At 44.7% G+C, this 17086-nt stretch carries 11 protein-coding genes; 8 read left to right on the top strand and 3 right to left on the bottom strand.

The annotated features are described in order from the left end of the window. Positions 1-10: 10 nt before the first annotated feature. Positions 11-1666 carry an arylsulfatase gene (locus GFS24_RS08850; protein WP_153659205.1) on the bottom strand — a complete coding sequence of 552 codons (1656 nt, stop codon included), beginning with the start codon at positions 1664-1666 and terminating at the stop codon, positions 11-13. Between the two features lie 613 nt (positions 1667-2279). On the opposite strand from GFS24_RS08850, the gene GFS24_RS08845 reads away from it, so the two are divergent. Then, positions 2280-2510, top strand: a complete 231-nt coding sequence (locus tag GFS24_RS08845) for a hypothetical protein (RefSeq protein WP_153659204.1) — start codon at positions 2280-2282, stop codon at positions 2508-2510. Positions 2511-2929: 419 nt separating this feature from the next. Here GFS24_RS08845 and creD read toward each other — a convergent pair whose 3' ends face one another. After that, positions 2930-4273, bottom strand: a complete 1344-nt coding sequence (creD, locus tag GFS24_RS08840) for a cell envelope integrity protein CreD (protein ID WP_153659203.1) — start codon at positions 4271-4273, stop codon at positions 2930-2932. Between the two features lie 106 nt (positions 4274-4379). On the opposite strand from creD, the gene GFS24_RS08835 reads away from it, so the two are divergent. The 7 genes from GFS24_RS08835 to GFS24_RS08805 all read left to right on the top strand — a co-directional run bounded on the left by GFS24_RS08835 (position 4380) and on the right by GFS24_RS08805 (position 14663). Beyond that, positions 4380-5219, top strand: coding sequence for a hypothetical protein (locus GFS24_RS08835; RefSeq protein ID WP_153659202.1), 840 nt, complete (start codon positions 4380-4382; stop codon positions 5217-5219). Positions 5220-5713: 494 nt separating this feature from the next. Next, positions 5714-8992: a TonB-dependent receptor gene (locus GFS24_RS08830; protein ID WP_253906418.1), complete on the top strand. Its 3279-nt coding sequence runs from the start codon at positions 5714-5716 to the stop codon at positions 8990-8992. Positions 8993-9001: 9 nt separating this feature from the next. After that, complete coding sequence (locus tag GFS24_RS08825) at positions 9002-10939, top strand: RagB/SusD family nutrient uptake outer membrane protein (RefSeq protein ID WP_253906417.1); 1938 nt, start codon at positions 9002-9004, stop codon at positions 10937-10939. Between the two features lie 26 nt (positions 10940-10965). Further along, entirely contained in the window at positions 10966-12186 is a 1221-nt protein-coding gene (locus GFS24_RS08820) for a DUF5000 domain-containing lipoprotein (RefSeq protein ID WP_153659201.1), read from the top strand. 12 nt (positions 12187-12198) lie between these two features. Continuing rightward, positions 12199-12894, top strand: coding sequence for a DUF4998 domain-containing protein (locus GFS24_RS08815; RefSeq protein WP_153659200.1), 696 nt, complete (start codon positions 12199-12201; stop codon positions 12892-12894). A gap of 153 nt (positions 12895-13047) precedes the next feature. Further along, positions 13048-13803, top strand: coding sequence for an SDR family oxidoreductase (locus GFS24_RS08810; protein WP_153659199.1), 756 nt, complete (start codon positions 13048-13050; stop codon positions 13801-13803). 158 nt (positions 13804-13961) lie between these two features. Continuing rightward, entirely contained in the window at positions 13962-14663 is a 702-nt protein-coding gene (locus GFS24_RS08805) for a succinate dehydrogenase cytochrome b subunit (protein ID WP_253906416.1), read from the top strand. A 2-nt stretch (positions 14664-14665) separates the two neighbouring features. Here the strand turns inward: GFS24_RS08805 and GFS24_RS08800 are convergent, their stop codons facing one another. Continuing rightward, positions 14666-17071 carry a sensor histidine kinase gene (locus GFS24_RS08800; protein WP_153659198.1) on the bottom strand — a complete coding sequence of 802 codons (2406 nt, stop codon included), beginning with the start codon at positions 17069-17071 and terminating at the stop codon, positions 14666-14668. Between the last annotated feature and the right edge of the window lie 15 nt (positions 17072-17086).

Here is a 17086-nt window from a genome sequence, read left to right as displayed (position 1 = left end):
TCCCGGATCTTTAACGTACCTGATGCGTCTTAGCCCATTGCAACCACAGGCTGTCCAACTCCCTTACCTTTTCAGGATACCGGGCGGAAAGGTCATTTGTTTCTGTTCTGTCTTCCGCGAGGTTAAACAGATGTGCGGCACTGTCCCTGCGTGTGGCCACCAGCTTCCAGTTATCTTGCCGCGCATACCGTGCTCCGAAATGTTCGTTGAAGAGTACGGTGTGGCCGGAAGATGTTTTATTATGGAAGGAAGGTACCATACTGATGCCAGTTGAAGGAGGCAGGGCTTTACCGTTTTTTACAGCAGGGTATTTAGCACCGCTCAGTTCAATAAATGTGTTCATAAAGTCCATCACATGGCCTACGTGTGCGCTAAAGCCCCCTTTGCTAACAGTGATACCTTTAGGCCAGAATGCGATCATCGGTGTATGCACACCGCCTTCATAAGATTCTTCTTTCCAGAATTGATAAGGTGTATTGGCTACATTGGCCCAGCGCCGGCCAATAGATGCAAAGCTGGTTTGCGGGCCGGGCATCACCTGTTTCTGTGTGGGATAGATGATGGGGCGGCCATCGCGGGTTTTATCCGGCCGGTCAAATCCTGGTCCGTAAGCAGCACAGTTCTCTGCACTGGCGCCGTTATCTGATAAAAAGAGGATTAGTGTGTTTTCCAGTTGGCCATTCTTCTTCAGGGCGGTAATGATGCGGCCGATGCCCTGGTCCATCCTGTCTACCATCGCTGCATGTACGGCCATTGCTTTGGCATCCCATTCTTTGGTGGGGTTGTTTTGCCAGGATACTTCCTCTTTGATGGATGGGGGCAGCTTTGTCTTTTTAGGATCAATCAACCCCAGCTTTATCATCCGCTGATATCTCGCCTGGCGGATGGCATCCCATCCTGCTTTATAGGTGTTCCCGTACTTGGCGATGTCTTCCGGTAAAGCCTGCAAAGGCCAGTGAGGGGCATTTTCCGCTACATACAAAAAGAAGGGCTGTGATGAGGTGGCGTATTCGTTAATGTAAGCCACTGCGGTATCGTTAATGGCATCTGTATGATAATAGTTGGCGGGTACATTTTTAATCGGTTCTGTGCCACTTACGAGGCTGAATGGATCGAAAAAATCCACCACACCCCATATGGTGCCAAAAAACTTTTCGAAGCCTCTGTTAGTCGGATATTGGTCAATAGGGGAGAAAGGGCCGAAATCCTGCTGGTGATTCAGCCAGGCCATCTGCTGTTGTGGTGTTTTCTGCCTGATCGTATTGGATACGTGCCATTTGCCGGACATAGCGGTGTGGTATCCGTCTGCCTTTAATACTTCTGCCAGGGTAACGGTGTTGTCAGACAGGCGGCCCAGGTATCCTGGTTCGTTATCTGCATCCGTCATCCTGCCTATACCGGCCTGGTGGTTATATAAACCTGTGAGCAGCGAGGCCCGGGTAGGGCAGCAGCGGGAGGTATTGTAGAACTGGGTGTAGCGGAGACCGTTATTAGCGAGATAATCGAGGTTGGGCGTTTTGATCTCTCCGCCGTAACAGGCAAGATCTGAGAAACCCAGGTCGTCTGCCATGATAATGATGATATTAGGGCGTTTGGGGATGCTTTCTGTGGCAGCTCCCTTCAGTACCAATGTGGATGCAATGAAGAACAGGATTTGCTTGAACATGCATTAAAAAAACAAAATCCGGGGCAAAGTTCCTCGTCAATTTGTATCAGAATATAGAAGAATCCTCTCATTTTGAGTTTGCCTTGTGGTATGGAGGAAGCAGGGAGGAATGGTGAGGGGATACTGGGAGGATACTGAGGGGGTACTGGGAGGGTACTGGGGTGAAGGGTGGAGATGATGTGGACTTGGTGTGGAGATGATGTGGACATGAGGTGGAGATGCTTTTTAGTGTCCGGTACCGGGGATGGTTACCCCAAAACTTCGAGAAGAAGAGAAAGAACGGAAAGGATTTGTTTTAAACGCTTTATCATATGACGAATGTAAGGAAAATTTTCTTCAGGTAAACTGCGGATGGAAATTGATGCACAATGTTAACGTCAAGCGCCTATTGGTTAACATGCAATCGATAGCGCAGCCCCTTTAGTAGTATTATTTTGTCATACACTAACTATTTGTTCGTATTCCTAACATTAGATTTGATCGTGTTTTTTGAAATACTTAATTTCAAAATTAATGATGGAACGATGAGACGTGATAAGCAGGCTCCACTTATTAACTATTGAACCGGCGGTTAACCTATGTATGATAAGGAATCTAACAGTCTACCTAACGTATGTCTTTGCAGCACTTTGAACGGATCAAGAGCATTGATCACTTAATTCGCATCAGGGGAACAGGGCCCCCACAGCAGTTAGCCCGGAGATTAAATATTTCAGGCGCCTCACTGTACCGCATACTGGCTTTCATGAAAGATGCCGGTGCACCTATCCGGTATAGCAAGGAACGGCAAACCTACTATTACAATGAAGAGGGATCTTTTTTAGTAAAGTTTGTGCCTTCCTGATAGCCTCTCATGTCGTGAGAGCGTGGTATATTAATATGCAGCTTGAATAGGCAGAGAATTCATATGCGCAATAATTGGATAGGGAATCGATAAGTAACAGGCCATTACCATTCCTGGTAGCTGGGATTCTATTTTTTAAAAAGAAAAGTTAACACTAGGGTAATCCCCAATAAACGAATTTATTTTATTTATTGGGTCAATTCAGCTATAATAATCACAATACATGGTTTTTAAAGGCCTCCCTCCATTCCTGGGGGGAGGGGTATTAATAAATATAGAGACTTCATCTAAAAAGAGAGAATTGTTTATCCAATCTAAAAGCCGCTTGATTCTTCCTGGGGCATGATATTGTTAGATGCTACTGTCAAAATATGCAGGATCAGGGTACCTTGAAAAAAGATACCCTGATCTTAATTTTATCAGGCAGGCTCTGTTGTTCCATACCAGTTGATCTTCCTGCTCGCATACATCACCAATGCCAGCACAATGAACAAACCGATACTACCTACCAGTAAGGCCGTATCTTCCAGTTGTATCAGCACAAAGATGAAACCATACAGACCGATCAATATGCCACAGAAGATCCCGGCAGACTTCCAGCTTTTGAAATGTCCCCAGGCATATAAAGTGATCAGCGTAATAGTAGCCAGTGCTGCTATCAGGTAAGCAACATTGAACAGTACAAATTCACTGAAGGATAACAGGAGCGTATAGAATATCACCAGTGCCAGGCCTATCAGTACATATTGCACCGGGTGCATGGGTTTGCGCTGCGTAAGCTCCACAATAAAGAACAGTGCGAATGTTAATCCGATAAATAAGATGGCATATTTAACACTGCGTTCTGTTTTGGCATAATGATCAGCAGGTTCCAGCATGCTTACACCAAAGGCTACACTATTCAGGTCAAATTTAAAATCAGTTAATAAGGTATTGAATGGAAGGTTCACTTTATTAAAGACCCATTTGGCCGTAAAACCGCCCGGCGATACTGATCTTTCTGTAGGCAGGTTATTACCATCAAAAGAAGGACTGCCCCAGCCGGATTGCAGAGAGAAGTTGCTGTTGCCGCTCAGGGGTACAAAATGCAATTGTTCACTTCCTTTTATTTTAAGGTCCATGCTGAAGGTGAGACTTTTAGACAGGTCTTCTGCCTGTAATGGTATTGGAGCAAAGAGGCCGGTTTGGCTGATGTCCTGGTTGGGCAAACCGGGTGATAACTCATGTTCAACACCATTCAGCCGGATCACAGGTCTTTCTTCTATGCCTTTAAAATCAGAGATGCCATAACAGACCTTTGCTTCACTCCACTGTATCGCATTCATGTCAATACCTTTGGGCGCCTGTATGATGAAGTTACCTTTGTCCTGCAGACTGGCCCTGTATAACAGTACATTGTAAATGGAGCGCTTGCGGATCTCGTGGTTGATCTTCCCGTCTACCTGCAGGTTATCCGGCAGTATCCAGAAATATTCATTGCTTTCCTGCATGTAACCTTTTGCGTCTTCTACATACTTTTTATAAGGAACATAGATATAAGGTCCCGCCAGTGTTTGTGCAGTAGCCCATTTGCTGCTTACTTCCTTCGCCACTTGCTGCTGTCGTGCTTCTCTTTCATGCACCAGGTTGGATATGAACACGGTAGGGATGAGCATGAACAGGATCAGCGCTCCGGTAATGACTCCCTTGATCAGCTTCTTGTTGGCACTGCTGACGGAGATCTTAAGACTGGGTATGTTGTCCGATTGTTGTATAGGTTCCATGTTTGAATAGATTGTTTTACTCGTTTGGAAAGTACTTTGAATTGAAAAGTAAGTGGAAAAATTAATAGGAAGCAAATTTTTGTTATTTGTGTATTTTTAATGCCATATGGCAATATCTGAAGAACTTAAATGGATGATAGGCCTGGTACAGGGAAGATACCAGCAATACAACCTTTCTTTTGAGCAGGCAGAGAAGATCTGCCGGTTTGAACAGGAGAGGGATGCTCCTTCGGACAAACACTTCTTCTCTCAATGGGAACAATGGGATTTTGAACTGGTCACCTTCAGAGAGGTACTGCAGGGTGAACAACTGGCGCTTTACTTAAGTGATCATGAGGCGGAAATAAAGGCATATGAACAATATCTTATTAACGAGGATAATAGTGAACGGCAATTAAAACAGTTGCAGTATGTGAACAGGATCATTGATCTTCATCAGAATGAATTTGTTCCCGGCCTGCTGAAGCAGGAACAGGTGAGAATGGCTATTTCATATATGCGTATGGAAGGGAACAAGCTTACTTACCTTAAAGAAGAATACAAAAAACATTATACCAGCGTAAAGAAGGAGATCCAGATCAGTTATTTCCGGCAAAACAGAACGTTCAGGCCCAATGAGCTAAAGCAGGCGCTTTTACACCACAGCTTAAATTATATCTGGCCTAATTATGCATCGTTTTACCGTGGCGCAGATAAAGCTACCCAGGCGGTAGGGGATTTTTTATGTGAGCGTGCCATGCGGTATTTTAAAAGTGAGCAGGCATTCCTGGCACAGGTTGCTAAAGGAAACCAGGCCCGCATGAATACGCTGTATAAAGAGTTCTTTGGTGAGATGAGTGGCTGGCATGTGCATATTGAACCATCACCGGAAGAGGAATTGAAATCATTTTGCATGGGCCTGATCCTGTTGGATGCCGGCGCAGAAGTGCGTATGAACGGCCTTTAGCAAGGTGTCTTACGTACTCTTATAGATCTGTAACCCCATTACCTTTATAGAATAGTAGCTATTGCTGGTGTTTTTTTATCTAATTGAAAAGGTTTCTTTTTTCTTTTTGATAATTGAATTAGATTAGTTTTCAGCTACAACATTACTCGTAAATTCCAAAGTCCTACAGCAGAGCTAAAAGTTAAAACAGACCTAACATTCATTAACCTTTCAACCAAACTATTTATTAAGCCCTGATTGTAACAGTTGTTAAAATTCCACATACAGCAAACATGCAATCGATGCATGCCGAAGGCACTGTACAACAGGCAATCCACTATCGAAATTAAACTGGTATTTTCAGTTTTAACCATTATTAACCAATAATCTGTTTCTCAAACTGCGGCACGAAACTGAGCGGGAAAAGTATGCCCGGATCGATATGCTATTGCCCATTCCACGTTATCGGCCCTTTAATTGATCAAACCATTTCTTCATTCCTAACATGTTGCCGTATGAGTAAAAAGCTACGCTACAGCCTGGCATGCCTTTGTATGCTCTTTTCTTACTGTTTGCTTTCTTCAGATGTTTATGCTCAAAACAAGTCTTCCGTTATCGGAACGGTAAAGGATTCCGTGGGTACGCCACTTCCCGGTGTAACTGTGATGGTATCCGGCACTAAGTCCCAGGGAACAGCTACTGACGTGAATGGTAAATTTGTACTGGAGGTAAATCCCGGTGCGATATTGATCTTTAAGTTCATTGGCTACAGAGGGGATACAATAGCCGTAACGGACCCAAAGAAAGAGCTCAATGTTATGCTGAGATCATTGGAAACTGTTCTTACAGACGTTGTGATAACAGCCTTTGGTAAGAAACAGCTCAAAGAATCAGTAGTAGGTTCTGTATCTACCATTACACCCGGCAATCTCCGAACGGCTGCCAGCAATCTTACGAATGCGCTGGCAGGGCAGGTGGCAGGCGTTATCGGCTTTCAGTCGAGCGGCCAGCCGGGTCTGGATAATTCCAACTTCTTTATCAGGGGTGTTACTTCATTTGGTTACCGGCAGAATCCACTGATCCTGATAGACAACGTAGAGCTTACCGCCAATGACCTTGCCCGCCTGCAGGTAAATGATATCGCCAGCTTCTCTATCTTAAAGGATGCAAGCGCCACTGCGTTGTATGGTGCAAGAGGTGCCAACGGTGTGATCCTCGTTACCACCAAAGAAGGTAAAGCAGGGAAAACAGCACTAAATATAACGCTGGAAAATGCGATCTCTCAACCTACCAAAACTATCAAACTGGCGAACCCCATTACGTACATGAAGTTGTACAATGAAGCCAGCACTACACGAGATCCGCTAAGCCCTATCGTTTTTGACGCGGATAAAATATACAATACGGAATTAACGATGAAAAAAGCGCCGGGCAGTAACGGTTACGTATATCCGGCGGTGGACTGGTTGGATATGCTGTTCAAGAAGACCACTACCACCCAGCGGGCCAATGTAAATATCAGTGGTGGCGGAGACATTGCGCGTTTCCTGGTATCTGCTTCTCTCAACAATGATAATGGTATGCTTAAGAGAGATGCGTCGAATAACTTTAATAATAACGTGAACTATAAGAACTACCAGTTACGTTCCAACGTGAATGTAAAACTCACCAAAACAACAGAACTGGTATTAAGGTTATGGGGCAATTTCAATGACTACAGCGGCCCCATGACAAACGATGCTTCTTTTTCTTCTGATCTGTACAGTGCAGCAGTACATACCAGCCCGGTACTCTTTCCTGCTTATTATGCGCCTGATTCTGCCAACCGCCTGGTACAACATGTGCTATTCGGTAATTCCAGCCTGGCTGGAAGCAATACGGCGCAAACAAATGGTGTAGGATATTCCAATCCCTATGCGCAAATGCTGAGAGGATATAAAAGATTCTCGGAATCCCGGATGTCCGCTACACTGGAGTTACACCAGGACCTCGATTTTATCGTTCCCGGATTAAAGGCGCATGGTTTCTTTAATACCAACCGGTATGCCTACTTTGATAATACCATGGCCTATAACCCTTTCTACTATACGATCCAGCCACAGGATTATAACAGGGCAAAGAACATTTATACACTCACCTGGTTGAATTCATTGCCCGGCGGAATATTCCAGGGAAGCCCTGGTTCAGGTAGTAACGCTCCCCCAACAGAATACCTCGTTTATAGCCCCGGCAGAAAAGATGCCAATACTTTCCTGCAATTTCAGGCACAACTGGAGTATTCCAAACAACTGGGGGATCATAATATTTCCAGTTCCCTTATCGGCGTAAGGCAGCAAAGGCTGGTGGCCAATGGAACAAATCCTAATACGCAGGAACCGGATCTGCAGTATTCATTGCCTTACAGGAACCTGAACCTTGCAGGAAGGGTAAGCTACAATTACCTCTCCCGTTATTTCGTGGAGTTCAACTTTGGATATAATGGATCTGAACGTTTCTCTGAAAATCACCGTTATGGTTTCTTCCCCACTATCGGTGCTTCCTGGATGGTATCCCGGGAGAAGTTCTGGGGAGAGGGCCTGACGGATATTGTGAGCTCTCTTAAATTGAGGGCCAGTTATGGTTTGAGTGGTAATGATGATATTGGCAGCCAGCGGTTCTTTTATCTGTCGAATGTAAATCTCACCGCAGGAAATGGCAGCATTTTTGGTTTGAATGATGCCTACAGCCGGCCTGGTGTAAGGATCAACAACTATGAGAACAGGAATGTAACCTGGGAAACAGCTAAGATCCTGAACACGGGTATTGAGCTAACGTTGCTGAAGAATTTTGATTTCATTGCGGAATACTGGAAGCAGGACCGCAGCAATATCCTGATGGGCAGAAATATCCCGTCCAGCATGGGCCTGGAAGCAAATATCCTCACCAATGTGGGCACCGTAAAGGTGCAGGGTGTGGACCTTACGGCTAACTATAATAAGGATTTTTCCAGGAGCCTCAGGGTGCAGTTCATGTCCAACTTTACTTTCTCAAAAGGGAATTATGGTGTATATGAAGAACCAAAATATGATGACCCCTGGCGGTATGTTTCCGGTACGATGCTGAAGCAGGAGTTTGGCTATATAGCAGAACGGCTTTTTGTGGACGATAAGGAGGCATCTGCTTCTCCCACGCAGCAGTTTGGCGGCTCCGGGAATCCGGTGAGGGGTGGTGATATTAAATACCGTGATCTGAACGGAGATGGCCGCATCACAGTGGCAGACCAGGCACCCATAGGATTACCTACTACACCGCAGATCATGTATGGTTTTGGATTTTCTGTGAATTATAAAGGCCTTGAATTAAATGCGCGTTTCCAGGGCCAGTCCAGGGTTTCCTTTTTCATAGACCCACGCTCTGTAAGCCCTTTTGTTATACCACCTAACCCCCAGATACAAAGTCAGAGCCAGGTATTGCAGGCTTTTGCAGACGACCACTGGTCTGAAGAGAACCAAAACCTCTATGCACTTTACCCCCGGATGGGTGTTAGCTCGCAGTCTATTGAGAATAATCTCCAGAGAAGTACCTGGTGGATGCGTGATGGCAGTTTCTTAAGATTGAAAACTGCTGAGATAGGATATGCATTACCTGACAAGTTTTTAAAAAGGCTGGGGCTGAAATATTGCCGTGTGTATGTGAACGGTCTTAACCTTTTCAACATTACCAAATTTGACCTGTGGGACCCTGAACTGGGTGGCAATGGGTTCAATTATCCCATTCAGAAGGCATATAATTTAGGTATTAACGTCAACTTATAAACAAAGCATATGAAGCGTTATAAAATAAATACAACGGCCCGTGTGTGGTGCATGTTTATACTGTGTTTGCTGGGGATCACAAATGAAGGCTGCAAAGAATACCTGAACGTTACTCCGGAAAATGTGGGTACCATAGACTATGCTTTCCGGAACAGGAACGAAGCAGAAAATTACCTGTTCACCTGTTACAATACATTGCAGAATATGAGCAATGTACTAACCGATCCTGGTTTCACCACATCTGCGGAGATCGTTTATCCCAACGACTTGTCCGAAAAGCCTATTGCAGACGAAGGTTTCCAGCTGATCCGCGGAACGGTACAGAATATTTCCAATCCGGTACTCAATTACTGGGACGGAGGTGGTAATGGTCAGAATATTTTCCAGGCCATCCGCCGCTGTAATATCATGCTGGAGAACATAGATAAACCTATTGATCTTAGTGTAGAAGAAAAAGCAAGATGGATAGCAGAAACAAAATTCCTAAAAGCATATTATCACTTTTCCCTGGCAAGATTATACGGTCCTATTCCTATCTATAAGGTGAACCAGGACATTACAGCGCCCATAGAAGAGATCAGGGTGAAACGGCAACCTGTGGATTCTGTGTTTAATTATGCGGTGCAGCTGATGGATGAAGCTATTCCTGATCTGCCGGTGCAGATAGGGAACATACAGCAGGAACTTGGCAGGATCACCAAAGTGATCGCACTATCTGTAAAAGCGGAGATATTAGCTACACAGGCAAGCCCTTTATACAATGGCAATCCGGATTTTTCAAAATTTAAGAATAAAGACGGGGAAGTGCTGTTCTCCACTACTGCAGACCCTGCAAAATGGCAACGAGCTGCTGCAGCCTGCAAAGCAGCTATTGATGAAGCGGCCAGCCTGAATATGAAGTTATACACCTTCATTCAACCTGCTAACCTTCCGGTACTCACGGATTCACTCCGCAAAGTGCTCACTATTCAAAATGCAGTGACAGAGAGATGGGATTTCAATGCAGAAGTGATCTGGGCGCTCAATGGTTCTTTTGGTTATCAGAATTTCTGTATTCCCCGCCTTACCACTGCAGCCGTGCAAAATTCAACTGCGGCGGCCGGCAGCTTTACGGTTCCATTGGCTACAACAGATCTTTTCTATACAGATAACGGGGTGCCCATCAATGAAGATAAAACATGGGACTATGCCCGCCGTTTTGAATTGCAGGCAGGAGACAATGCAAATAAGTACTTTATAAAGAGTGGTTATACCACCATCAAAAATAATTTCAAACGGGAAGTGCGCTATTATGCCAACATTGGTTTTGACGGTGGTATTTGGTTTGGTAATGGTATAACAGATCAGAACAACCCGCTCTATATTGAAGCAAAAGGCCCTGACTCTAAAGCAGGTCCTAAGGACCGTGTTAGGATCAATGTACTGGCCATCTGGCCTAAGAAGCTGGTGAACTATCTCACCGTTTTCAATGAAGGAGTACAACAGACCTCTTTCCGTTTACCACGTATACGCCTGGCTGATCTTTACCTGTTGTATGCGGAATGCCTGAATGAAGCCAGTGGCCCCAGCGCGGAAGTGTATAACTATATGGACCTTGTGCGTCAGCGCGCAGGGCTTAAAGGTGTGCTGGACTCCTGGGCGCAATACAGTACATCACCTGCAAAACCTACTACCAAAGACGGCCTGCGGGAGATCATTCACCGGGAACGCCGCGTAGAATTATGCTTTGAAGCAAAAGCAGGATGGGACCTGAGGAGATGGAAGGAAATGCTGACCGTACTGGCGCCGCCAATACAGGGCTGGAGTATTTTCCAAAAGACGAATAGCAATTTTTATACGCTGCAAACTTTATTCATACCGGCAATGACGGTAAGAGATTATTTCTGGCCATTGTCAGACGCCGCATTGTCCAATAATCCCAATCTTGTTCAAACACTGTATTGGTAATCATTTCATCGTATCAAAAAGAAGTTATGCATAATAAATATATCATTTGGAAATTCGCCTTGCTGCTGATGACGGTAGTTGCCTGTACTAAAGTAAAGGATTACAACGAACCCATTTCAGGCGATAAAATAAAACCAGGGGTTATCTCCAATATCAAAGTGGCCAATTTTAACGGGGGCTCTTATATCACCTACAGTTTGCCGAACGGAGGCAACGTCCTGTACGTGAAAGCAGATTACGTGATCAATGAAAAAACAGGAAAGAAACGGCAGACTAAATCCAGTTACTATAGTGATAGTATAACGGTGGAGGGCTTTGCGGAGAAGAAAGAGTACACGGTAACACTTACTACGGTGACCCGTTCCAATGTGGAGTCTGATCCTGTAACGGTAAAGGTTTTCCCGGATACGCCTGTTTACCGCCTGGTAGCCAGGACCATCCGGATGCAGGCGGATTTTGGAGGCCTGAATGTGCAAACCAGCAATCCCAATAAAAAACCAACAGGCGTGATCGTATTATATAAACCTGCCAGCTCAGACAAGTATGCGATCTACGAACAAAAGTTCAGTGATTTTGAAGAAGTTGGTTTTTCTTCCAGGGGCTTTGATACTTTACCAAAACAATTTGCCGTATACATTACAGACCAGTGGGGGAATAATTCGGATACTGTTTTTCAGACGATCAACCCCTTGTTTGAAATGGAACTGGATAAAAGCAAGTTCTTTGCTAACGCTTTACCCAGTGATGGCAAGATCGGTTTTGGATGGGTGTTGACTAATTTATGGAATAAGAGCACCGGCGGAAATGGCTGGCACACGGTGCAGGAGAATGCTCCTTTACCCATTGTATGTACGTTTGGTTTGGGGGTATCTGCCAAGATAAGCCGGTTTACCTTATACGGCCGGTCCGGTTATGAATATGGGCACGGAAACCCCAAGGTATTTTCGCTATGGGGCTCTGATAAACCTGCTCCGGCGGACCAGGTGCTTCCTATATTCGCAGAAGAAGGCACCGTACTGGGGGATTGGGTGAACATGGGTAATTATGTATGGCCCGGCCCGCCTTCAGGAGCGCCTCCCACTGCACCAACAGCAACGGACAGAGCTTTCTATAACCGCGGCCTGGAATTGAACGTTCCTTTTACAGCGCCCAAGGCAAGGTTCTTAAGATTGGCTGTTAGTGAATCATGGTCCGGCGCCACCTTTGCGCACGCGATGGAAATAACCCTGTTTGGAAATACTAATTAAAACTGAACGTTTATGAAAAGAAGTATCAAACTGCTGCTTTTTATCTCCTGTATATATTTCGGTTGCAATAAAGGCGAAGTGGAATACAGGGACCTCTTAGGCGGCGAAGAAATAATTTACCCGGGCCTCACCAGCAATTTTAAAGTATATCAGGGAAACCTCCGCGTAAAATTACAATGGAATCCCAGTCCGGACCCAAGTATTACAAAGTATATGATCTACTGGAATAATAATGAGGACTCCCTCTCGCTACCAGCCTCCAGCAGTAAACCGCAGGATACGATCAGTACAATGATAACGGGTATCAGCGAGTATGTACAGAACTTTGTGTTATACACGTACGATAATGCAGGGAACAGGTCTATCGGGCAATCCCTTTCCGGCGTAAGGATCTATGGGCCGTTATATGTTTCTTCCCTCGTCAACCGGCAGTTGGATGCCGGCAGGCCGCCTGTGGCCTTGAACGGTTATACTTACAAAATATACTTTTCCCCTGCGGATACAGTGTTAAATACAGGTACGACCATATCCTACCTGGACAGTTTGCAGAATCCTGTAAGCATCCAGTTAAGAGCAAAAACAGACTCGACGGTACTGGACCTGGCCAAAGCGGGTACCAAAGTGGCCATACGTTCTTATTATGTGCCGGTGCGCAACGCGGTGGATACTTTCAGGGTAACATATAGTGATACCTTACTGCTTAAATAAAGGGTGCCCGCAAGGGCATCCTTCTTTATCTTATTTAGTTAATTAACGAAATATCGTTGGATCCTTTTCGCTAAATAAAAGCTAAGACGCTATAAATGAATGTGTTGGTTCTATGGCCCGTTGATTGCAATGCTGTCATAAAAATTAAACACTATGAAAATTGTAGTAATCGGCGGCAGCGGGCTCATAGGATCCAAGCTCGTTTACAATCTGATGCAACTGGATCACCAGGTGCTGGCAGCGTCACCGGCATCAGGCGTTAACACCATTACAGGCGAGGGTTTAACCGAGGCGCTGGAAGGGGCAGATATTGTAGTGGATGTAGCCAATTCCCCGTCTTTTGAAGATAAGGCCGTACTGGAATTTTTTGAAACTTCCGGGCGCAACCTGCTGGCTGCTGAAAAAGCAGCGGATATTAAACACCACATCGCACTGTCTGTAGTAGGTACGGACCTGCTTTCAGAAAGTGGTTATTTCAGGGGTAAACAAGCCCAGGAAAAGCTGATCCGGGAATCCGGGGTGCCTTACACCATTGTTCACTCCACGCAGTTCTTCGAGTTCCTGGGTGGCATAGCCAATTCCGGAACGCAGGGGCAAACCGTTCATGTTTCTCCCGCCTTTATCCAACCCATTACTTCAGATGATGTAGCTGCAGCGTTAACGGATGTAACCATGGAGGTGCCGCATAACGACGTGGTGGAAATTGCCGGCCCGGAGCGTTTCAAACTCTCTGATATCGTTCAGCAATACCTTACTAAAACGAATGATCCCCGCACGGTGGTAGCAGACCCGCAGGCGCGTTACTTCGGCGCATTACTCACGGATAAAATGCTTGTTCCGGGCGAAAGCGCCTACCTGGGCACTACTAACTTTGATGCCTGGATGGCCAGCCAGCATAAACCAGTTTAATTTTAATCTCTTTATCTTTGCCATCGTAACGAAGATGACGGGTGTCAGCTCGTGGAGGAGGCTGTAAGGGACGTGCACTTTCCACCCGTTCGTGCACTTAAAAGCCCACGCCGGCGTAGTGTTCCTACGTAATACCGGTCAGTTACACCACGATGAAGATGGAAAAAAACTTAATTCAATTTAATACGATGAACTGGTTTATTCAATTCTTTTCAAGTTCTATTGGTAAGAAAGTGACCATGGCCTTAACGGGGCTGTTCCTGATCAGTTTCCTGGTGGTGCATTGCGCCATTAATGCCCTGATCTTTTATAACGATGGGGGTAAGACCTTTAATATCGGGGCTCATTTTATGGGAACGAATCCCATTATCCGGACCATCGAAATCGTGCTGGTAGTGGGGTTCCTGGTGCATATCTTCCAGGGTTTATGGCTGTGGAAGAAAAACCGGGATGCCCGGCCTGTGAAGTATAAGGTGACGAAAGGGTCTGCAAACAGTACATGGTACAGCAGGAGCATGACCCTGTTCGGTACACTGATCCTGTTATTCCTGGTGATACATACTTCCAATTTCTGGATACCTAATCGTACCAACCAGTTCTTACATGGAGAAGAATTACCGCTGTATGAAATGATGCTGGAGAAATTTCAGAATCCCATAGAAGTGATCATTTATATATTGGGTTGTTTTGCACTTTTCTGGCACCTGCTGCATGGTTTTAAAAGTGCTTTTCAGTCGCTGGGATTGAATCATAAAAGGTACAATGGCCTCATTGTTTTTTCGGGAAATGCTTTTGCTGTAATAGTGCCATTTATACTGGCTATGATGCCGGTATCCATTTATTTTGGCTGGATTAAGTAGGATTATATTGCCAATTGTTCTTTCAATTCATTCTCCATCGTTTTGAACTTAATGGCCTTGTATACAGAAATGGCAGACAAGGTGATCTTTAAGCCATTTTCATTCACAATGCGTAGTTGCGCCTCCAACTGATCACTGAGGCCTTTAATGAGCTGGAAACCTAATGAGGTAACATTCTCTATATCAAAATCCTCACTTAAGCCAGTACCATTGTCCGCCATGATCAGTTCATACTGATCTTTCCCGGTAGCTTTCAGGCTGATACTGATCTCTCCGTACCGGTTGTTTTTAAAGGCATGTTTCATGGAATTGGTAACGGCTTCATTGATAATGAGGCCTAAGGGAACTGCTTCTGTAACATGAAAGGCCGTATGGTCAATATCCATATTGATGCGGGAGTTATGCTGCAGGTTGAAAGAATCCTTCAGATAAGAGACCAGTTCAGGGATGTAATATACCATGTCTATGGTTTTGGCATCATCCGTTTGATAGAGCTTCTGATGTATGAGGGACATGGAGAAGATGCGGGACTGGGAGTTCTTGATGGCTTCCAGTGCATCATCATGTAAATGGGAAGATTGAAATTCCAGCAGGTTCATGATAATATGCAGGTTGTTCTTGATGCGGTGGTGCATTTCTTTTAACAGCCAGCTTTTATCCTTCAGTAATTGCTGCAGCAATCCATTTTTATTCGTGATCACCTTGTTGGATCTGAGCTTTGTCCAGAATAACCACACGAGGAGCGCAATGATCACGGCGAGTAATATAATAATAAGTACGGTGACCCTCCGTTTAGCATTAGCCCGTTCAATTTCCGCGAGTTGCAGGATGGAACTCTTGGTTAATATTTCTATGTCTTTTTTTTGCAGTTTAAGTTCTATCTCGTTATTCTCGCTGAGCAGGGAGGCCGCTTCCAGTTTGGTCTGTTGTATTTTGGCGTCCTGTTCCAGTAGCTGGGCATGCTGGTTGAGGAACCGGATATTTTCTTCCTTCAATCTCAGGTCTGCTTCTTTTTTCTGTGTCTGGTATTGTACCTCCAGTTCCTGCGTATGTTTTTCTTTGCTTACCACATAAACGGAGTCTAATATACCTTTGCTTTTAAGGATATAGAAGTAAGCGTTTTCATAATTGCCCAGTGCAGCTTCAGATTGGGACATATAGGTGAAGTTATTGGCTACTGCCAGTTCATCTTCACCTAAGATCCCTTTCTCTGCTATTTTAAGCGCGTTTAATGCTTTCTCATGATGATTGAACTTATGATATAATGCACCCAGGTAGGAGTAGATGAAGGCAGGTTGGCTTTTATCTAATTCGCTGTATCTTATTGCTTCCAGGAAGTTTTTTTCGGCCGGTTCAAACGCATTCATCTCATTGTAGGTATGCGCCAGGATCAAATGATAATAGCATTTATCACTATTGATCCTGGCCGGATATCGTTGATGGAATTTTTGTAACCAGGGGAGCACCTCATCATTACGTTTTTCTTTTCTTAAAGCATTACAGTAACTATTCGCTACGGCATAAATATTTATGGTAGCGCTATACCTTTCCGGTTGTGCCAGGATATTTCCAAAATAGAGCAGCGCTTTATCATATTTCCCCTGCATGGTATACATGCTGCCAAGTTTGATGTTAACGAGGGAAAGTTCATGGTCCGTGCTGTTCCTGTTTAATGCTTTTTCTGCGGCAATACCGTAACCCATTGCCTTGTACAGATCAGCTTCATGCGTGAAAATGCTGCATAACCAGCTGAAAATATGCACTTTTGAGGGATAGCTGACTCCATCGCTGTATTCCAGCATCAACAGATATTGCTTTTCAGCATAGGAGAGCAACTGGTGTGCATGATATGTTTTTGCAATGTCGTGCAGCCATAGCAGTGCTGTACTTTGCAGTACCTTAGTTTTTGCTGCCAGTTTTACGGCAGCCTGGGCAAAATGGGCTGCTGAATCAAGATGCTGATGTTCATAAGCTAAGGGGGCCTGCATCTCGTAATAAAACTTGCTCAGGCAGAGGTTCATTTTAAGACGATTGCTATCATTCAACACAGGCAACATCCATTTGGCAGAATCCATGGCATTTCCCTCCATCCATATCATGGATTTTACCAATAGCGATTCGTTGATAAGCGCGGCATTATTTATTTGTGTGCTTAAAATATTGGCCTCCTGCGCATAAAGCATAGCACTGTCCAGCTCTATTTTCAGGTTAAATGTCTTATACAGGTAACCCAGGCTAATGTTTAGCAGCAGCTCAGTTTTCTTTTGAGCAGGCATATTGGTTTTTAATTGTGCTCGCAGGCCCGGGATCTCGTTTTCATTCACAAACTTTTCTCCCGGAATGTATTGGCTATAGCCTGTTGAAAAAAAAGAGCACAACAAAGAGAGAAGCAGCACTTGTTTTCTCATTATAATTGGAGTTAC

This window comes from Chitinophaga sp. SYP-B3965, assembly GCF_009647655.1.
Lineage (GTDB): Bacteria > Bacteroidota > Bacteroidia > Chitinophagales > Chitinophagaceae > Chitinophaga.
This window is presented reverse-complemented; position numbering and strand designations above follow the sequence as displayed.